Here is a 19637-nt window from a genome sequence, read left to right as displayed (position 1 = left end):
GTCAGCGATCGCCCTCGCTGCAACCGTCATATTCTGGTTATGAGTCCTGAACCTAGATATCGTTTAAATTATTGTTTCATATATAAAAAATGGTGACCCCGACAGGATTCGAACCTGTAACCTGCCCCTTAGGAAGGGGCTGCTCTATCCAGTTGAGCCACGGGGCCACTCGCGCTTAGGTCTAGCGCGGTTGAATTGAAATGTCAGGGCGAAAAACACGAGGCATTCTCCCCATGGCGCTTCGTTCGTTTCCGAATTAGGGTGATCTTAACAAAACACTTTTGTGGAGCCTACCTTGTCCAAATCTGATGCTCGTCCGCTGACCCTTCGTGATGTTTCTGAAGCGTCTGGTGTTTCAGAAATGACCGTATCTCGAGTGCTTCGCAATCGTGGGGATGTCTCAGCGACGACCCGTGAAAAGGTACTGAAAGCGGCCAAAGAGCTTGGCTATGTGCCCAACAAGATCGCAGGTGCCCTCGCATCTCAGCGCGTTAACCTTGTGGCTGTTATCATTCCGTCGCTCTCCAACATGGTCTTTCCAGAAGTCATGACGGGTATCAGCCAAATCTTGGAAGATACAGAATTGCAGCCCGTCGTGGGCGTCACGGATTATCAGCCCGAAAAAGAAGAACGTGTTCTGTTCGAGATGCTGTCTTGGCGTCCTTCCGGCGTTATTATCGCGGGGCTTGAGCACTCTGATGCCTCACGCGCAATGCTAAAGGCGTCAGGCATTCCAGTCATTGAAATCATGGATGTTGACGGCACACCGATTGACACATGTGTCGGTATTTCGCACCGCCGTGCAGGGCGTGAAATGGCGCAAGCCATCATCAAAGGACGCTATGAGCGGATCGGGTTCATGGGCACGAAAATGCCGCTGGATCACCGAGCACGCAAGCGCTTTGAAGGCTTTACAGAAGCACTTGGCAAGGCAGGAATCGAGATCGCAGAACGCGAATTTTACTCCGGCGGCTCTGCCCTTGCAAAAGGGCGCGAGATGACAGCAGCCATGCTAAAGCGTGATCCTGAGTTAGATTTTCTTTATTATTCCAATGATATGATCGGTGCGGGCGGTTTGCTGTACTGTATGGAAAATGGCTACAATATCCCTGAACAGATTGGTCTCGCCGGATTTAATGGGGTTGAGTTGTTGCAGGGCTTGCCGCGTCAGCTAGCCACGATGGATTCGTGTCGCCAAGAAATCGGGCGCAAAGCGGCTGAGATTATTGCGCAGCGCGTGGAAGAGCCTAATATCGAGCTTGATAAACGTGTTGAGCTCATGCCGAAGATCAGTTTCGGTGATACGCTGAAACGTCGTTAACGCGTGGCGCTGCCGGTTCTTAAAAACAAAGCGGCGCGGGCCATTTTCCTAGACCGGCATCTTCTGAGTGCTGCGCCTACGGGTATCAGCAAAGGCGCAGAGTTACTCAATCTGATCACGCAGCTTGGCTTTGTACAGGTCGATAGCATCAGGACAGTTGAGCGCGCGCATCACATGGTTTTGCGTGCGCGCAAAGCGTCATACCGTCCCAAACATCTGACCCCCTTGCTGGAAAAAGAGCATTCTCTATTCGAGCATTGGCCTCATGACGCGTCCATTATACCGACCGAGTTTTTCCCACATTGGAAGCTGCGTTTTGAGCGCGATGCAGAGACCTTGCGCCGTCAATGGCGTAGCTGGAGACGCGAAGGATTTGAAGAAAAAGTCGATCAGCTTTTGGAGCGGATTGATGAGGAGGGACCAAAGTCGTCCGCTTGCGTGGGTGAGGGTGAAAAGCGTGGGTCTGGCGGTTGGTGGGATTGGCATCCGTCCAAAACAGCACTCGAATATCTGTGGCGCACTGGTGAGTTGACGGTCTTTCGTCGTGAATCGTTCAAGAAGTTTTATGACGTGACCGAGAAAGTCTTGGACAAAGCGTTGATCACACCAGAACCAGATCAGCAGGAAAGCGTTGATTGGCTTTGTAATGCGGCACTTGACCGGCTTGGCTTTGCCAACTCAACTGAGATCGCGGACTTTTGGGACATCGTGACCAAGGCGGAAGCCAAAGAATGGTGCGCCAATGTTGGCTTGCTCGAGATTGAGGTTGAGTGTGTTGATGGCAGCCTTCGCCGAGCTTTTGCGCGCGATGGGATCATGGAGGAAACCCCGCCAAAACCCACATCCCGCCTGCGGATCCTTAGCCCGTTTGATCCAGCTTTGCGGGACCGCAAGCGTGCTGAGCGTTTGTTTGGCTTTCACTATCGCATTGAAATTTTCGTCCCCGAAGCAAAGCGCGAATACGGGTATTACGTGTTTCCGATGCTTGAGGGTGACAAGCTCGTCGGTCGCATTGATATGAAAGCTTTGCGCGCGCAGGACATTTTGAATGTCACGGGGCTTTGGTGGGAACAGGGCGTGCGCGCGACGCCTGCTCGGTTGGATAAACTACGCGGTGAGCTGGATCGTATGGCGCGCTTTGCAGGGGTTTCGACTGTTATCATCGACCCGAAGCTTGGTTTGTGAGCTTGGGATTTAAGTTTATTTTGAAAGATGAAGCAACGGTCAGCTCAGCTGATCTGCGAATGTCTCGATGAGTTTATGTTTCAAGAGTTTTCCTGTCGGCGCAGCAGGCAGGCTAAGCGTGAGAATGATCTGACTAGGACGTTTGTAAGGGGATAGGCGCGGCTCGACAAAGGCGCGTAGCTCGTCGGATGTTAGTGCATCGAGTTGGGCGAGTTGCACGAAGGCGAGGACCTCTTCATCGCCCGTATCAGTGGAACGGCCAATAACAGCAGTTTGGATCACATCGGGATGATCGTTAAAGGCAGCTTCCACCTCTGGCGGATAAACATTGAAGCCACCCCGAATGATCAGCTCTTTGGAGCGGCCAAGGATGTGCAACAGGTTCTTGTCATCAATTCGACCGAGATCACCCGTGTGCATCCAGCCGTCTTTGTCGAGGACTGCATCGGTCGCTTCTTGATTGCGGAAATAGCCAAGCATGATGTGCGGGCCACGTGTGAGCACCTCGCCAATGCCATTGCCACCGCCCTCAGCCGTTTCATCTATTGCGATTTCTATACCGGCAAGCGCGGGACCAACAGAAATGTCGGGATCACCAAAAGCGCTCTTGGTTGTTGTGACTCCAGCACTTGTCTCGGTCATGCCGTAACCATTCTGCAGCGCAATTCCGTAGAACGCCTCCGCCTTGCGTTTCCAAACAGGATCAAGTGGTGCGGCACCTGAAGACACAAAGCGCAAAGGACCACCTGCGATGCTCTCGATCCCTTGCTCAGACGTGTATTGCATCAAGAGCGCATGCATTTGTGGAACTGCGGGTAGGATCGTGACACCTTCATTCAATGCTGCGAATAATTTGGCGGGGCTGAACCGTGCTTCAAGCCGCACAGTCGCGCCAATGAACGTCGCCGCAGTCATCATGGAGACGAGGCCGAACACATGGCTCATCGGCAGGGCACCGTAGACCGTATCGCTCGACAGCATGCCGCGTGTGTCGGTGGAAAGCTTGCCAGCAAAAACCAGATTGGAATGCGTGAGCATGACACCCTTGGGCGTGCCAGTTGTTCCCGTGGTGTAGAGCATCACAGCAACATCTTTGTCCGGCTCAGGATCACTCGCAGCAATTTCAGCCATCATCAGACTGCCCCAAGCACCGTTCACTTCACGCGCATCCAGGCGTTCGCCGTGCGCTTTGGCATCGGGGGAAACGGACGACATAAACAGTGCAACACGCGGGTTGGCGTGGGCGACAATCCGGCTGAGTTCTGCTTCGGTCTGACGCGCATTCACGGGAACAGCCCAGGCACCGATAAGGGAGCACGCGTAGATGAATGCACAAAGCGCCGCGCAGTTTTCGGCGACCATCAGCACGCGATCACCACGCTGTACACCCGCGAGTTTGAGCAAATCAGCACCTGACTGCGCGGCGCCCCATTCCTGTCCGAACGTCCATGGCGCACCATCCCAGTCAAGCAAAGCAATAGCGTCAGGGCGGGTCTCAGCTTGGTCGCTTAGGAATTGATGAGTGCGCAAGTGGGTCTCCGATCAAGGATATTCAGGTGTCTTCTTCTCGAGGAACGCAGCGATACCGATCTTGGCTTCTGTGTCTGCAACTGCGCGGATCATGGCTTCGCGCTCGGCCGCTAACTGTTCGGTCTCGGTGGTTTCATAAGCTTGGCCGACCAACCCTTTGATGACGCCTTGCGCCTTGCGCGGGCCTTTGGCGAACGCGTCAGCGAGCGCGTGTGCTTCTTTCAAAGGGTCCTCGCTGATCATATTTATCACACCCAAATCAGCCAAGCGTTCAGCCGTGACCGAACGTGCAAGCAAGCACATTTCAGTGGCGAGTTGGCGAGGAATCATGCGCGACAAAGCAGAGGTCAGACCACCATCTGGAACAACGCCAGCCTTCACATATGAGGCCGTGAATTTCGCATTTGGCGCAGCGATGATCATGTCACATGCGAGCGCCAAAGACAGACCCGCACCAGCCGCGCCACCTTCAACAGCGGCGATCACAGGGACGGGGCAGCCGCGAATACCGGCAGTGATGTCATGGAGATCTTGGATCTTCTCACGGCGTTCTTCGAGCGTAGAACCCGCTCGGCTTTGCAAGGCGTTGAGATCACCACCAGAGCAGAAAAATCCACCCTCAGACGCGAAAATAACAGCGCGGATCGCGGGGTTTTTGGCGCGTTCCAACGCCTCGTTAATCACATCGTATAGCTCAAGCGAAAGCGCGCCGCGTTTGCTCGGATTGTTGTTCATAATGATGAGGGTGCGGCCCTTTTGTTCGACGCGGGCAAGGCTCATGTGAGGCGCTCCTGTGGGACACGTTTGAAGATGCCAGAACATGTGGCGATCAGCGTGCCATCTTCGTGATGCAATTCTGCAGAAATGAACTTAAGCGAACGACCGCCACCTGTAATCGCGCCTACCGCGGTGACGCGACCGGGCTTGCCAGAGGCAATGAACTGCACGTTCAGCGACACGGACATGAACGGGACAAGGCCCGTATCATCCACCGTCAAACTTCCCGTCGCGCCGCTGGCGCTATCCATAAGCATTGTCGCGATACCGCCGTGCAAAACGTTGTGGCGGTTCAAATGCCGCTCATCCAGATCGAGCCAACAGCGCGCACGTCCATCGGGATGGCCCACTTCGACCACATACCCGACAAGGCGCTGCGTGCCTGTTTCGTCTCTGATCTGCGTGATCATTTACGCAGCACTCATCGCGATGAAACGCTCGAGATGGTAATCCACATCGCCAAAAAGGTGATCCGCCATAATGATGCGCTTGGCGATATGCGCAAGCTCATACTCTTGCGTCATCGCAATGCCACCGTGCATCTGAATGCTCTCTTCCCCGATCAAACGACCAATGCGGCCCATCAAGTTTTTCGCCATGCTCGCATGCTTATCGCGTAATTTAGGGTCTGCCTCCAAGTAGCCGGCGACACCAATCACCGCAGAACGCGCTTGCTCTAGCTCGACAAACATATCCGCGAGGCGATGCGCTAATGCTTGGAACGTGCCGATGGGACGACCAAACTGTTTGCGCGTTTGCAGATACTCGGTTGTCAGACGCGTTGCTGTTTCCATTGCCCCCAAAGTTTGCGCACAGTTGGCCGTGATCGCGGCTGCATAAACAGTCTCTAAATAGGGCAAAGCACTGCCAACCGGGCCAAGACGCATCTCTTCGGTGACCACTACATTCTCAAGCCAGATGTCCGCCGCCATACCACCACCCATCATAGGTGTGCTGCGCAATTCCAAGTCAGAAACAGGTACTAAAAAGAGCGATATGCCCTCTTTGTCGTCAACCGCACCGCTTTCACGAGCCGATATAATGATGTGATCAGCATTCGGAGCACCAAGCGACATGGTCTTGTGACCATTCAGCTTGCCCCCCTCACAACGCGTTTCAACGCGGTTCAGATCATAGCGCGCACGCGGTTCGCTATGAGCAAGCGCAAGACGGGTCTCACCGCCAATAATAGACTCTAACAGGCCATTTTGGGTCTCATTTCCCAGCGCTGCGATCAAACCACCACCAAGGATACAAGTCTCCAAAATGGGCTCTACAACGCCTGCTCGACCCAGCTCTTCGAAGACAACGGCAATGTCGAAACCTTTGCCACCAAAGCCACCATCTTCCTCAGTGAACAACGCACCGAGCACACCCAACTCAGCAAGCTGGTTCCAGATATCGCTGCTCATCCCGCTTTCGCTTTCTAGGATCGCATTGCGCGTGGGCACATCGTAGCGATCACGCAGGAAACGGCGCAGGGAATCTTGCAGCATTTGCCGCTCTTCTGTCAGCTCGAAATTCATTGCATTCTCCCCAGCGTTGTCTTCGCGATAATCTCGCGTTGGACCTCGTTCGAGCCACCGAAGATCGAGATTTTGCGGTTGTTGAAATACTGCTCCGCGACGGGGCGTGAATGCTCTGGACCAAGCTCTGGCTGGTTCGACCCCTCCACCGCTTCCGACGCAAAAGGCAACGCATACATGCCAGCGGCACGCCGCGCGAGATCATTGATCTCTTGCCGGATAACCGTGCCGGAAATCTTGAGCATCGACGCTTCCAATCCAGGCGCGCCACCCTTGGCCGCTTTGCTGATGATGCGCAGATTGCTCAGCGACATTGCCATCAAATCAATTTCCACCTGAGCAACGCGTGCGGCAAAGTGCGGGTTTTCAGACAGGGGTTTGCCACCTGACATCTCAGCCTTGGCCATGCGCTTCACTGCTTCAAGTCCCGCGTTGGACGACCCAACACCTGCGATATTCGCGCGTTCATGCGTCAGCAGATATTTCGCGTAGGTCCAACCTTTGTCTTCTTCGCCGACAAGGTTTTCGACGGGCACTTTAACGTCTGTAAACCAGACCTCGTTCACCTCATGTGTTCCATCGAGCAGGATGATCGGGCGTACTTCGATACCCGGTGTGTCCATGTCGATCAGCAGGAACGAAATCCCCTCTTGGTTCTTCACTTCCGTGTTCGTGCGCACGAGGCAGAAGATCATGTTCGCGTATTGCCCAAGTGTCGTCCACGTCTTTTGACCATTAACGATGTAGTGGTCACCCTCGCGCACAGCGCGCGTTTTGAGAGAAGCGAGATCAGAACCGGCACCCGGTTCAGAGTATCCCTGACACCACCAATCACTGCCGTCCAAGATGCGCGGCAACCAACGGTCGCATTGCTCTTTGGAACCAAATTTCTGCAACACAGGCGCGAGCATCGCGAGGCCAAAGGGAACGATGCGCGGCGCATTGGCAAGGCTCGCTTCTTCCTCAAAAATATGGCGCTGAACCGCATCCCACTCGGCACCGCCGAATTCACTTGGCCAGTTTTGCGCAAGCCAGCCACGTGCGTTCAGAATGCTATGCCATTCCTCAAGATCTTCCTTCGTCAGACCGCTCCCAAGGCGCACCTTTTCGGACATCGCTTTGGGTAGTTTCTCTGCAAGGAACGTGCGCACCTCAGCTTGGAATGCGCGTTCTTCATCGGTGTAGCTCAAATCCATCGTATCGTTCCTTAATAAATCTCAAAGAGGCCAGCCGCCCCCATGCCGCCGCCAATACACATCGTGACGACCCCTAGTTTTGCGCCTCGTCGCTTACCCTCAAGCAGCAGATGGCCCGTCATACGCGTGCCGCTCATCCCGAAAGGGTGACCAATCGCGATAGAGCCGCCGTTGACGTTGCATTTCTCGTCATCAATGCCGAGGCGATCACGTGAATACAGCGCTTGGGACGCGAACGCTTCGTTCAGCTCCCACAGGTCAATATCATCGACCTTCAGCCCATGACGTTCCAACAAACGCGGCACTGCAAACACAGGGCCGATCCCCATCTCGTCAGGGGCGCATCCAGCGACGGCGAAACCCTTAAACGCGCCAAGCGGCTCAACGCCTTGCTTCTCCGCATCGACCGAATCCATCAGCACGACAGCGGCGGACCCATCTGAAAGCTGGCTTGCATTACCGGCGGTCACATACCCACCTTCGCGCACTGTATTCAGCCCATGGAGACCCTCAATCGTCGTCGTAGGGCGATTGCATTCATCGCGATCTACCGTCACTTCATGATGCGAAATTTCGCCTGTCTCTTTATCCTTCACGCCCATGGTCGCAGCCATAGGAACAATCTCGTCCGCGAACTTGCCAGCCGCTTGCGCTGCCGCCATGCGCTGCTGCGAGCGAAGGCCGTATTCATCCTGCGCTTCGCGGCTCACGCCATAGCGTTCCGCCACAATATCAGCAGTTTCGATCATGGTCATGTAAACGTCAGGCTTATGTTCCTTGAGCCATGCATCACGGCTTGGCACGCTGTGATTGCCGGTCAAAGAAATGCTCTCAACGCCGCCTGCAACCATCGGCCCTGCGCCGTTCTGAATGCTTTGCGCTGCCATCGCGATGGTCTGCAATCCGCTCGAGCAGAAGCGGTTCACCGTTGCGCCACAAACTGTTTGTGGCATCCCTGCGCGAAGCGCGATCTGACGCGCAATATTGCCCCCTGTCGCACCCTCTGGCGTGGCGCAACCGATCAGCACATCTTCGACCGTCGCGGGGTCAATGCCTGCACGCTTAACGGCATGCTCAACCGAATGCGCGCCCAAAGTTGCGCCATGTGTCATGTTCAAAGAGCCGCGGAATGACTTTGCCAAACCACTGCGCGCGGTGGATACGATCACTGCTTGCTTCATGCCGTCTCTCCCAATTTATAGTCTTGAATGTCTGGGTCTCAGCTTGCCGCAAGCTACGCGCTACGTCACCACGTTCTTGCACCGCGGAACGCAGCGTTACAAAAACCGGCCTCTTCGCATTTACACTCATCCTCACATGGTTTTAAGGTCGCCTAGCTCTACTTTAACGAACGAAAGTGCGCAGCCCATGGACATTCGCTACACTGAACCTGGTGATATTGCTGACCTGAAATCCGTCTTGGATCAGACAGAGTTATTTCCAAGTGAACTGTTGGAAGAGATGCTCAGTGGGTTTCTGAATGGCGACAACGAAGAGCTTTGGCTCACGTGCGAAACCGATGGGCGCGCTATCGGGTTTTGCTACACCGTTCCCGTGCAGTTGGCCGAAGGCACATGGAACATGCTCGCCCTTGCGGTTGCATCTGATGCGCAGGGCCAAGGTGCAGGTCGCGGGTTGGTTGCGCAGATGGAAGTTGAGCTGCAAGAGCAAGCCGCGCGCGTGATGATCGTAGATACTTCTGGCACCGATGCTTTCGCTGGAACGCGCGGGTTTTACGCCAATTCCGGCTACACCGAAGAAGCGCGCATTCGCGATTTTTGGGGCAAGGGCGATGACAAGGTAATTTTTTGGAAGGCGTTGGGGTAGTTGCCTTTCGCCCCTCGCACATTTCGTATGCTGTAGACCGTCAAACCAGCGCAGTGAACGCGAGCTTCATTGTCTGCCCGATGTCCTCATTTGAAACCCCTTCTCTTTGCATCCGCATCGCTCCGCCGTTTTGCGCATCGCAGAATAGCGCTGCCGCTTTGGTCGAAATGTCTGCTTTAAACTCTCCTCGTGCTTTGCCGCGCTCGATCCATGTTTCGTAGATCGAAAGCGTTTCACGCCGCATGAGATCAATTTTGTTGCGCGTGATCTCTCCAAGATCTTCTTTGTGCGCACGCATTGCGACTTGCAAACACCCGTTTGGAATCCCCAACGGTCTACGGTCTTGAATGGTAAAGGCGATAAGCGCTTCAATCTGTTGAGTGAAACCTTCGTCACTGGTTAAAATGTCGTAGAACGGAACGAGGACCGCCTCTCGATAGAGATCAAGTACCGCGTCTTTTAGACCATCATCGCTCCCAAATTCACGATAAAGGCCGGGCTTGGACACATTGGCCGCTTGGCAGATGTGGTTGATTGAGACGCGCGTCGGCCCGTCGGTCCAATAGCGCATCATAGCGATCCTAAGAACGGCATCACGATCCAAAGTCTGAGGTCGTCCCCTTCGCGGTGCATCTTCCTGTTTCGACATATTCGTACTCATCGGTATTTAAATATTGACCAGCACATATCGTACCGATAGTTACGGAATGATAACAGATCATCATTCACCCTACTAGGTCGTTGTTTGGTGCCGATAAAACCCAAAGGAGACGACAAAATGATCGCAGGCCATTACGCAACCGCCCTTATCGCGAACCAAAAATTCCCCAAAGGAACGTTGTTGTTCTTCCTTGCTGTGTCGCAGTTCCAAGACATCTTCTGGTTCATCTTTCACTACCTCGGGCTAGAACCCACAGGCCCCATTGATGTTTTTGATGCGACAATCGCCAATATGACTGTGTTGATGATGTACAGTCATCACCTTCTGCCGCAATTTTTCTGGGCCATCTTGGTGTTTCTGCTTGGGCGGATCCTGTTCAAAAGCACAACCATCGGTTTGGTCGCGCTGGCACTGTTCGTAAGCCACATCGTTCTGGATTTCTTCTCCGGCCACGGACACCATTTGTTTGGCGCAAACTCTGTTGCGATCGGACTTGGGCTGTATGCGAAAAACGCCTATCTCGCGATTCTGATCGAAGCTGTCTTTATGGTTGCGGCACTAACATACTACTTCCGTGAGGAAGCGAAAGCAGGGGTCGTGCGCACCACAAAGAACCGCGCGGCGATAATCGGAGTCTTCGCCTACGGCATCGTCTTTATGGTGTCGATTGCAACGGTTTCGTTCCGTGATCTGTTCGGTCTTCCGGTCCTCAACTTCGCGTTTAACACGACCGTGCCGACCATCATCTTCACCTATATCGCCATGACTGCAGTGCTATACTGGGCAGTCCCCAAGACTGTTAAAGCCTAGGGGTGCCCAGCGCTTAACCTGCGACCATCATCCCATCACGCTTGAGGGTCGCATGGCATTCATCCAACGACTTCACAGCGCGCTCGATCAATGTGTCAATCTCGCCCTCAGTGATCACCAAAGGGGGCGAAATGATCATCCGGTCCCCCACGTGACGCATCACCAGATTATTCGCAAAGCAACGCTCGCGGCAAATGTAGCCGACAGTGCCAACATCAGACTTAAACGCGGCACGGCTTTCTTTGTGCGGGGTTAAAACAATCGACCCCATCATCCCAACGATATTTGCTTCGCCTACCAAAGGGTGATCGAGTAGCGCTTCCCATTTGGATTTGAGGTAAGGTGCCGTGGTTTCACGCACCTTTGTTATGATGCCCTCTTCATCCAAGATGCGCAGGTTTTCCAAAGCAACGGCAGAGGCAACTGGATGACTGGAATACGTATAACCGTGGTTAAACTCACCTGAATTGATCACCGTTGCGATCTCATCAGACACGATGGAGCCACCGATAGGTTGATAGCCAGAGCTGAGCCCCTTCGCGATGGTCATGATGTCAGGACGAATGCCCATCGTGGTTGAGCCGAACCATTCGCCTGTGCGCCCGAAACCACAAATCACTTCGTCGGCAATCAATAGGATTTCGTACTTGTCGCAAATGCGCTGGATCTCGGGCCAATAGGTCGAGGGCGGCACAATAACGCCGCCCGCACCCTGCACTGGCTCTGCGATAAAGGCGGCAACACGGTCTTCGCCCATCTCGTTAATCGCTTGTTCCAACTCTTGCGCTCGCATCAAACCGAAGTCTTCAGGCGTCATATCACCGCCCTCAGCCCACCAATTCGGCTGACCAATGTGATGAATATCAGGGATCGGCATCCCGCCTTGCGCGTGCATCCCGCTCATCCCACCAAGGGAACCGGACCCAACAGACGAGCCATGATACGCGTTATGGCGCGAGATGATCACCTTCTTGCTAGGTTTACCCTTCATGTCCCAATAGGTGCGCACCATGCGGATATTGGTGTCATTCGCCTCTGATCCAGAGCCTGCAAAGAACACATGGTTCATCCCCTCAGGTGCCAGTTCAGCCAAGCGTTGGCTGAGCGCAATCGCAGGCACATGGGTCGTCATAAAAAACGTGTTGTAATAGGGAAGCTCGCGCATCTGCCGCGCGGCGACTTCGGCCAATTCGTGACGGCCATAGCCGATGTTCACGCACCACAGGCCTGCCATCGCGTCCAAAATCTGATTACCATCAGAGTCCCGCAACATCACGCCATCTGCACCTGTAATCACCCGTGCGCCCTTGGCTGCAATCTCGTCACCCGTGGTGAAAGGATGCATATGATGCGCGGCATCAAGCGCCTGCAATTCAGCGGTTGGCATGTGGTTGGTGATCGCATTCATAGGAACGCTCCTTTTTCGGGCAAGCCGCATAATTTCAATTCTGTTGCAGCATATGAGGCGCAATGCGCCTGTCAATCAATGCAATAATAACTTGCGACTCTCCTTACGACCTGAGAACAATAACCGTCAGAATGCTGCCCGCTCATACCGCAGCACGATACGTTCTAGGGAGTTCACCAAATGAAGAATTTACTGCTCGCCAGCGCTAGCATTGCCGTAATGGCCGCCAGCGCAACGGCCGAAGAAGTCCGCGTTTATAACTGGTCAGATTACATCGACGAAGCGCTCTTGGAAAAGTTTGAGGCCGACACAGGCATCAAACTGATCTACGACGTGTTCGACAGCAACGAATTGCTTGAAACAAAGATGCTCGCTGGCGGTTCCGGCTATGACGTCGTTGTCCCATCCGGTACATTCTTGCAGCGCCAGATCACCGCGGGCGCGTTCCAAAAGCTCGATATGTCCAAACTGCCAAACATGGCCAACATGTGGGACGTCGTGTCCTCGCGCACAGAACAGTATGACCCAGACAATGCTTATTCCATCAACTACATGTGGGGCACCACAGGTATTGGCGTGAACATCGGCAAAGTAAAAGAAGCGCTGGGCGACGATGCTCCGATTGATTCACTCGAATTGGTGCTGAACCCAGACAACATGGCGAAACTCGCGGATTGCGGCGTTCACATGCTCGACGCCCCTGCTGAAATGATCCCGATGGCGCTGAAGTACATCGGCGAAGACCCAGACAGCCAGGACCCAGATGTCATTGCCAAGGTTGAACCTGTCTTGACCGCCGTGCGCCCCTATATTCAGAAATTCCACAGCTCTGAATATATCAACGCGCTCGCCAACGGCGATATCTGCGTTGCTATCGGTTGGTCCGGCGACATCCTGCAAGCGCGTGATCGCGCAGCAGAGGCTGATAACGGTGTTGAGATCGCATATCACGCCGCCAAAGAAGGCGCGCAAATGTGGTTCGACCAAATGGCGATCCCAGCGGACGCGCCAAACCCAGATGCCGCGCACACGTTCCTGAACTTTATCATGGACGCGCAGAACATGGCTGATGCGTCGAACTACGTATACTACGCCAACGGCAACCTCGCGTCTCAGCCTTTGCTTGAGGAAGACGTGATTGGCGATCCGGCGATCTATCCTGATGCAGCCACGCTTGAGAACCTGTTCACAACGTCGCCTTACGCGCCAAAAGTGCAGCGCGTCGTCACGCGCATGTGGACCAAGATCAAGTCCGGCACCTAAAATTCTATTGCCCTCGCGTGGTGTCATGCGGGGGCATTTTGTCATTGTTTCGGAGATCCTGAATGGCGCAAGAGCCCCTGTTTGAGCCTTGGAACGACCCAAGCGAAAAGCCCTTGATCCAATTCAAGAACGTGACCAAACGCTTTGGCGATTTCATTGCCATCGACGATCTCACTCAGGATATCTACGAAAAAGAATTCTTCGCCCTGCTCGGTCCGTCCGGCTGTGGCAAAACCACAATGATGCGCATGCTTGGTGGGTTCGAGACGCCCACCTCTGGCACGATCAGCATCGCAGGTCAGGACATGAACAATGTCCCGCCGAACAAGCGCGCTGTGAACATGATGTTTCAAAGCTACGCGCTGTTTCCGCACCTGTCGATCTACGAGAATATCGCCTTTGGTCTGCGTCGTACGGACATGGCGAAAGACGCGATTGATGCGCGCGTTAACGAGATGCTCAAACTCACACGGCTTGAGAAATTCGCCCAGCGCAAGCCACATCAGATTTCGGGTGGTCAACGTCAACGTGTCGCGCTTGCGCGCTCCTTGGCCAAAGCGCCCAAGCTGTTGCTTCTCGACGAACCCCTCGGCGCGCTCGACAAGAAGCTGCGCCAAGACACGCAGTTCGAGTTGATGGATATTCAGGAAAAGACCGGCACGACCTTTGTGATCGTCACCCATGATCAAGAGGAAGCAATGACCGTCGCCTCCCGCGTCGCAGTCATGGACGAGGGCCGCATCATTCAAGTCGCTACCCCTGATGCGATTTATGAGGCACCCAATTCCACCTATGTCGCCGACTTCATCGGTGATGTGAACCTGATCAAAGGCACCGCCGAACTGCGCGTCTCAAGCAAACCTGCTGAGCAAACTACGCCCGAAACGCTTGAAGCACCAGCAGATCCTTTCGTCGACGACACGCCCCGCCCACAACCCAATAAACTCGGCGAATGGCTACATGACAAAGTCCTCTCTCCGATCATCGGTGAACGCGACGAGCCGATCAAGCGCCTGCCTCCGCCCAGCGCTGCAGAACTGACAGCCACTCCTGAAGTCACCAGCGACATCCCCGAAGGTGGCATCGCTCTCAACTGGTCGGACCAACATCCCGCGATCATCGTCTCTAACGGGGATGAAGCACAGGACGGCAAGGCGCTCACTTTCGCGATCCGCCCCGAAAAACTCAACATCGCCAAGGACAAACCTGACGCCGCCAACGCGCTGCAAGGCACGGTGATAGACATCGCCTATCTCGGCAACGTCTCCACCTATCATGTGGAACTCAAGGGCGGTCAGATGATCAAAGCGCAGATGGCCAACGCCCGCCGTCTCGCCAAACGTGATATCACTTGGGAAGACACAGTTTGGGTCAGCTTCACAGACACCGCTGGTGTCTTGTTGGAACGCTGAAGGATGCGCCGCTTCGCCCTTATCGCCGTTCCCTACTTGTGGCTTTTGGCGCTTTTCCTAGTGCCGTTCCTGATCGTGATGAAAATCTCGCTCAGCGACATCGCCCTCGCTATTCCGCCCTACACTCCAAAGCTTGACCTGACAGGCGGATGGGACGCGGTCACCAGCTTCTTCAAAGCGCTCGACTTTGAGAATTTCGAATTCCTCACCAGCGACGATCTCTATTGGAAAGCCTATCTCTCCAGCTTCAAGATCGCCCTCATCTCGACCGTTCTCGCACTGCTTATCGGCTACCCTATCGCCTATTCCATGGCGCGCGCTGCACCCGAATGGCGCCCTACACTTTTGATGCTGGTGATCCTCCCGTTCTGGACCAGCTTCCTGATCCGCGTCTACGCATGGATGGGCATCCTCTCCAACGAGGGCCTGCTCAACCAATTCCTCCTATGGACAGGTCTTATCTCAGAGCCACTCACAATCTTAAACACCAACACCGCCGTCTACATCGGCATCGTCTACACATACCTGCCCTTCATGATCCTGCCGATATATTCGACCCTGGAAAAGATGGACGACAGCCTGTTAGAGGCCGCCGAAGACCTCGGTTGCTCGCGCACATCCGCCTTCTGGCTGATCACTGTTCCTCTCAGCAAAACAGGCATTATCGCTGGCTGCTTCCTCGTCTTCATTCCAACGCTCGGTGAATTCGTTATCCCGTCGCTCTTGGGTGGGTCGCAAACCCTGATGATCGGTAAAGTCCTGTGGGAAGAGTTCTTTAACAACCGCGATTGGCCTGTCGCCTCTGCCGTTGCAATCATTCTCTTACTCATCCTGATCATCCCGATCATCCTGTTCCAACGAAACGAGCAGAAACAACGCGAGATGGAAGGATGACCCGCATGCATCCTCTCTCCAAGGGCTCCGCCTGTTATCGCCTCAAACTCCCCGCCGGAGGCTCCATCCACATCAACCCACGCGAGGCCCAATCATGAAGCGCTTCACATGGTTCAACGTCACCGCGCTGACGCTCGGCTTTGCGTTCCTCTACCTGCCCATGGTCATCCTCGTGATCTATTCGTTCAACGAGAGCAAACTCGTCACCGTCTGGGCAGGCTTTTCGACCAAATGGTACGGCGAGCTCCTCCAGAACGAGGCATTCCTAAACGCCGCATGGGTCACGATCAAAGTTGCGGTTTTCTCTTCCACCCTCGCCACTGTGCTCGGCACGATGGCCGCCTACGTCCTCGTGCGAGCGAACCGCTTTAAAGGGCGCACGCTGTTTTCTGGTATGATCTATGCGCCACTCGTAATGCCCGAAGTCATCACAGGTCTGTCGCTGTTGCTGCTGTTCATCGGTATAGGCCTTGACCGAGGCGTCCTGACAATCGTCCTTGCGCATACGACATTTGCGATGTGCTACGTGTCTGTCGTTGTCTCTTCGCGCCTCGTCTCTTTTGATCGTTCTTTAGAGGAAGCAGCGCTCGACCTCGGCTGTTCCCCTTGGCAAGCCTTTCGCCTTGTCACACTTCCCATCATCGCACCTGCTGTCATATCCGGCTGGCTTCTTGCCTTCACGCTTAGCCTCGATGATCTCGTCATCGCCAGCTTCACCGCAGGCCCGTCTGCAACAACACTCCCGATCAAGATCTTCTCTGCCGTGCGCCTTGGTGTCAGCCCAGAAATCAACGCGCTCTCGACAATCATGATCGCAATCGTCACCGTCGGCGTGATCAGCGCATCCCTGATATCCAAACAAGCAAGCCTCAAACAACAACGCGACGAACAAGCCGCAGCACGCGGATGAATCGCATTTATGAACCGCTCGCCTACAGCAATGAAGTGCGTCGCGATTGCTTTTGGAACACGACGGTTGACGCCACCCAAGGCGAGCAACTGCAAGGCACCCATCAAACTGATGTCGCCATTGTTGGCGGTGGTTTCACAGGTCTGAACGCCGCGCTTCACCTTGCTGAGGACGGCGTAGATGTCACTTTGCTCGACGCGGAAACCATCGGTTGGGGTGCTTCTGGTCGCAATGGTGGGTTTTGTTGTTTAGGCGGCGGCATCCTTAGCAATGCGCAGATCGACAAGCGCTTTGGCACCGATGCCCGCCATGCTTGGCGTACCGCTGAGAAAGACGCGATTAAACACGTTTCTGGGCTTTTGGAGCGCTACAAGATCGACGCTGACGCGCATTCTAAGGGTGAAACACTGCTGGCGCACAAAGCAAAGCGTTGGGCGACATTACAACAGCACGCAGACGAGGTCGCTGAAAGCTACGGGGTTGAGCCGACCCTGATCCCCAAAAGTGAGCTCGCCGATCACGGTCTGAATGGTCCGTTTCATGGCGCTTTGACGAACCCTATTGGCTTTGCTCTGAACCCTTTGAAATACGCCCTTGGGATTGCCGAGGCTGCGCGCCGTGCAGGTGCGCGTTTCTTCGAACAGTCCCCCGTCATCCGCCTCGAGCAAGGCGCGCAATTCACACTTCATACGCCCAAAGGACGCATCACCGCCAAGCGTCTCATCATCGCCACCAATGGCTACTCTTCTGAGGACGTTCCAAACTGGCTCGCCACGCGTTTCATGCCTGTGCAATCCAGCGTTCTTGTCACGCGCCCTCTTACGGACGAGGAACTCGCAAACGCGGGTTGGACATCTGATCAAATGGCGTTCGATTCACGTAATCTGCTCCACTACTTTCGCCTTATGCCCAGCCGTCAGTTCCTCTTTGGAATGCGCGGTGGGATCTTTGCCAACGCGCGTTCTGATGCGAAAATCAAACGTCTCATCCGCTCTGATTTCGAACAAATGTTCCCCGCATGGAGGCATGTGGAGACGCCGCACATGTGGTCTGGTCTCGTCTGTATGAACGCCAAAGGCGCGCCGTTCACTGGGCCTATCCCCGACATGCCTGGCGCATTTGCCTCCCTCAGTTATCACGGTAATGGCGTTGCGATGGCAAGCTATTGCGGCACGCTTCTTGCGGATCTCGTTCAAGACAAAGACACGCGCCTGCCCTATCCAGAGGTGCTTAAATCAACGCCCTCAAAACTCCCTTTCGGTACAAAACGCCGCTGGGTCTTGCCGCCACTTTATGCAGCGATGGGCCTTGTTGATCGCTAACCTTGGGGCGTCAAATTTGGACGTGCTTTGCCACGCTTCAGACCCAACGCGCGTTCGCGCCAGATAATCAACAATCCAGCAAAAATCACAATCGCCGACCCAATCAGCATCTGCGACGTAGGCACGTCACCAAAGAACACATAGCCAATGATCATCGCGAACAAGATCGATGCATAATCAAATGGCGCGATCACCGCCGCATCAGCAAAACGGAACGCCGAGGTGATGAGGATCTGCGCAACGCCTCCGATCACACCAGCAGCGACCAACATACCGATGATCGAAATATCAGGCACGACCCAACCGAATGGAATGGTAAACAGCGACAACGTCGTAGTGGTCATTGAAAAGTAGAATACGATCGACGCTGTGCTTTCGGATTGCGCAAGTCGGCGAATATGGATCTGTGCGAGCGCCCGAAAGAACGCAGAAATCAGCACCAAGATGACGCCCGTTTGCGCCGCAGTGTTCATCGCTTCACCTGAAAATATCGACAGCCGCGGCGACAGAATGACCGCGACGCCGATCAGGCCCAAAAGAACCGCGGACATGCGATAAACACGCAAGCGTTCGCCCAAGATCAAAGCTGCTAAGATCACCGTGAGCAAAGGGGCTGCAAAGCCAATCGCCGTCACATCCGGCAAAGGCAGATACGCGAGCGAGGAAAAGCCAAACCCCATCCCGCAAGCCCCAATCAATCCGCGCCACACATGTCCCATAGGGCGCTGCGTTTTCAGACCCGTCTTCAACTCATGGCGCATCGCGAGCCACAAAAAGATCACAGGAAGCGTAAAGAAAGACCGAAAGAACATCGCCTGCCCCGTCGGCACATGATCCGTGCTCGCCTTGATCAGCGCCGCCATGGACACGAACAAAACAACAGAAGCAAGTTTAAGCGCAATGCCGGTAAATGGAGACATATAGAATGGCTATACCGCGAGAGCGCACAAGGAAAGAGCAACCTAACGTGTTTGGAAATCCTTACTCCCCAGAAGCGCCGCAGCCGCGATCATCAGCGCGCCACAAATCTTGTTGATCAACCCGAACGAGTGCCGTTTCAAAGCAGACGCAGCACGCACACCAAGCCAACCCCAGAGCAAAAGAATAGCGCCGTCCACAATCAGATAGGTCACACCAAGGATCAGTAATTGCGGCAAGATCGCAAGTGCAGGATCAATAAATTGCGGGAAAAGTGCGCCAAAGAAAACAACCGCGAAAGGGTTCGCCATCGAGGTAACAAATCCCTGCCGATAGAGCCTGAACGCTTGCCCCGATTGGTTCGCATCCACGTCATTCACATCATCACGAGAGCGGAATAACTGGATGCCAATGTAGATCAGATACGCAACACCCAGCCACTTGATCACACTAAACGCCGTCGCGGAGGTCGCAATGATTGCAGCAAGCCCGAACGCAGCGCCCGTCATTTGCAAGCAATTCGCGCTTAGATCACCTGCAATCGTATAGGCGCTTTTGCGAAGTCCGTAGCGCACAGAATTCGAAATGATGAGAAGTTGGCTCGTATCAGGCGGCGTCGCAAAGAACACAGCGACTGCGGCGAGGTAAATCAGATACGTTTCAAAAGCCATGTCGCG

The 19637-nt window shown here is 54.5% G+C and carries 19 protein-coding genes and 1 tRNA gene; 9 read left to right on the top strand and 11 right to left on the bottom strand.

Annotated elements, in window-relative coordinates; translation table 11 throughout:
* Positions 1–90: 90 nt before the first annotated feature.
* Positions 91–167, bottom strand: a tRNA-Arg gene (locus PFRI_RS11260).
* 128 nt (positions 168–295) lie between these two features.
* On the opposite strand from PFRI_RS11260, the gene PFRI_RS11255 reads away from it, so the two are divergent.
* Positions 296–1321 (top strand): LacI family DNA-binding transcriptional regulator, encoded by a 1026-nt coding sequence (locus tag PFRI_RS11255; protein ID WP_072630807.1) that lies wholly within the window; start codon positions 296–298, stop codon positions 1319–1321.
* Between the two features lie 3 nt (positions 1322–1324).
* Complete coding sequence (locus PFRI_RS11250; protein WP_072630806.1) at positions 1325–2506, top strand: winged helix-turn-helix domain-containing protein; 1182 nt, start codon at positions 1325–1327, stop codon at positions 2504–2506.
* A gap of 39 nt (positions 2507–2545) precedes the next feature.
* Here the strand turns inward: PFRI_RS11250 and PFRI_RS11245 are convergent, their stop codons facing one another.
* The 6 genes from PFRI_RS11245 to PFRI_RS11220 are packed head-to-tail and all read right to left on the bottom strand — an operon-like array spanning position 2546 to position 8716.
* Positions 2546–4036: a class I adenylate-forming enzyme family protein gene (locus PFRI_RS11245; protein ID WP_072630805.1), complete on the bottom strand. Its 1491-nt coding sequence runs from the start codon at positions 4034–4036 to the stop codon at positions 2546–2548.
* A gap of 12 nt (positions 4037–4048) precedes the next feature.
* Positions 4049–4816: an oxepin-CoA hydrolase, alternative type gene (locus PFRI_RS11240; protein ID WP_072630804.1), complete on the bottom strand. Its 768-nt coding sequence runs from the start codon at positions 4814–4816 to the stop codon at positions 4049–4051.
* On the bottom strand, positions 4813–5223 hold the full coding sequence (locus PFRI_RS11235) for a PaaI family thioesterase (RefSeq protein WP_072630803.1): 411 nt from the start codon (positions 5221–5223) through the stop codon (positions 4813–4815). Before PFRI_RS11235 ends, PFRI_RS11240 begins: the two co-directional genes overlap by 4 nt.
* The gene (locus PFRI_RS11230; protein WP_072630802.1) at positions 5224–6339 is read right to left on the bottom strand and encodes an acyl-CoA dehydrogenase family protein; all 1116 of its coding nucleotides are present in this window, start codon (positions 6337–6339) and stop codon (positions 5224–5226) included.
* A complete protein-coding gene (locus tag PFRI_RS11225) occupies positions 6336–7535 on the bottom strand; it encodes an acyl-CoA dehydrogenase family protein (RefSeq protein ID WP_072630801.1) in 1200 nt (399 codons plus the stop codon). The genes PFRI_RS11230 and PFRI_RS11225 overlap by 4 nt, the downstream gene beginning before the upstream one ends.
* 11 nt (positions 7536–7546) lie before the next feature.
* Entirely contained in the window at positions 7547–8716 is a 1170-nt protein-coding gene (locus PFRI_RS11220) for an acetyl-CoA C-acyltransferase (RefSeq protein WP_072630800.1), read from the bottom strand.
* Between the two features lie 187 nt (positions 8717–8903).
* Between PFRI_RS11220 and PFRI_RS11215 the strand changes: the two genes are divergently transcribed.
* Entirely contained in the window at positions 8904–9362 is a 459-nt protein-coding gene (locus PFRI_RS11215; RefSeq protein ID WP_072630799.1) for a GNAT family N-acetyltransferase, read from the top strand.
* Positions 9363–9402: 40 nt separating this feature from the next.
* Here PFRI_RS11215 and PFRI_RS11210 read toward each other — a convergent pair whose 3' ends face one another.
* Positions 9403–10011: a TetR/AcrR family transcriptional regulator gene (locus PFRI_RS11210; RefSeq protein ID WP_072630798.1), complete on the bottom strand. Its 609-nt coding sequence runs from the start codon at positions 10009–10011 to the stop codon at positions 9403–9405.
* A 129-nt stretch (positions 10012–10140) separates the two neighbouring features.
* Between PFRI_RS11210 and PFRI_RS11205 the strand changes: the two genes are divergently transcribed.
* Positions 10141–10833: a hypothetical protein gene (locus tag PFRI_RS11205; protein WP_072630797.1), complete on the top strand. Its 693-nt coding sequence runs from the start codon at positions 10141–10143 to the stop codon at positions 10831–10833.
* Between the two features lie 13 nt (positions 10834–10846).
* Here PFRI_RS11205 and PFRI_RS11200 read toward each other — a convergent pair whose 3' ends face one another.
* Positions 10847–12241 (bottom strand): aspartate aminotransferase family protein, encoded by a 1395-nt coding sequence (locus PFRI_RS11200; protein WP_072630796.1) that lies wholly within the window; start codon positions 12239–12241, stop codon positions 10847–10849.
* Positions 12242–12421: 180 nt separating this feature from the next.
* Between PFRI_RS11200 and PFRI_RS11195 the strand changes: the two genes are divergently transcribed.
* From PFRI_RS11195 to PFRI_RS11175, 5 genes are all read left to right on the top strand, one after another.
* On the top strand, positions 12422–13504 hold the full coding sequence (locus PFRI_RS11195; protein ID WP_072630795.1) for a polyamine ABC transporter substrate-binding protein: 1083 nt from the start codon (positions 12422–12424) through the stop codon (positions 13502–13504).
* Between the two features lie 62 nt (positions 13505–13566).
* A complete protein-coding gene (locus tag PFRI_RS11190) occupies positions 13567–14916 on the top strand; it encodes an ABC transporter ATP-binding protein (protein ID WP_072630794.1) in 1350 nt (449 codons plus the stop codon).
* Positions 14917–14919: 3 nt separating this feature from the next.
* On the top strand, positions 14920–15810 hold the full coding sequence (locus PFRI_RS11185) for an ABC transporter permease subunit (RefSeq protein WP_072630793.1): 891 nt from the start codon (positions 14920–14922) through the stop codon (positions 15808–15810).
* Between the two features lie 94 nt (positions 15811–15904).
* Positions 15905–16720 carry an ABC transporter permease gene (locus tag PFRI_RS11180; protein WP_072630792.1) on the top strand — a complete coding sequence of 272 codons (816 nt, stop codon included), beginning with the start codon at positions 15905–15907 and terminating at the stop codon, positions 16718–16720.
* Complete coding sequence (locus PFRI_RS11175; RefSeq protein WP_072630791.1) at positions 16717–18042, top strand: NAD(P)/FAD-dependent oxidoreductase; 1326 nt, start codon at positions 16717–16719, stop codon at positions 18040–18042. The genes PFRI_RS11180 and PFRI_RS11175 overlap by 4 nt, the downstream gene beginning before the upstream one ends.
* On the opposite strand, the gene PFRI_RS11170 is transcribed toward PFRI_RS11175, so the two are convergent.
* Both PFRI_RS11170 and PFRI_RS11165 read right to left on the bottom strand, forming a co-directional pair.
* Entirely contained in the window at positions 18039–18962 is a 924-nt protein-coding gene (locus tag PFRI_RS11170) for a DMT family transporter (RefSeq protein ID WP_072630790.1), read from the bottom strand. The two genes, PFRI_RS11175 and PFRI_RS11170, sit on opposite strands and share 4 nt — an antisense overlap.
* Before the next feature lie 42 nt (positions 18963–19004).
* A complete protein-coding gene (locus PFRI_RS11165) occupies positions 19005–19631 on the bottom strand; it encodes a LysE family translocator (protein WP_072630789.1) in 627 nt (208 codons plus the stop codon).
* Positions 19632–19637 lie beyond the last annotated feature (6 nt).

This window comes from Planktotalea frisia, assembly GCF_001890925.1.
Taxonomy (GTDB): Bacteria; Pseudomonadota; Alphaproteobacteria; order Rhodobacterales; family Rhodobacteraceae; genus Planktotalea; species Planktotalea frisia.
The sequence above is the reverse complement of the archived record's forward strand: the minus strand, read 5'-3'. Positions and strand labels throughout refer to the sequence as shown.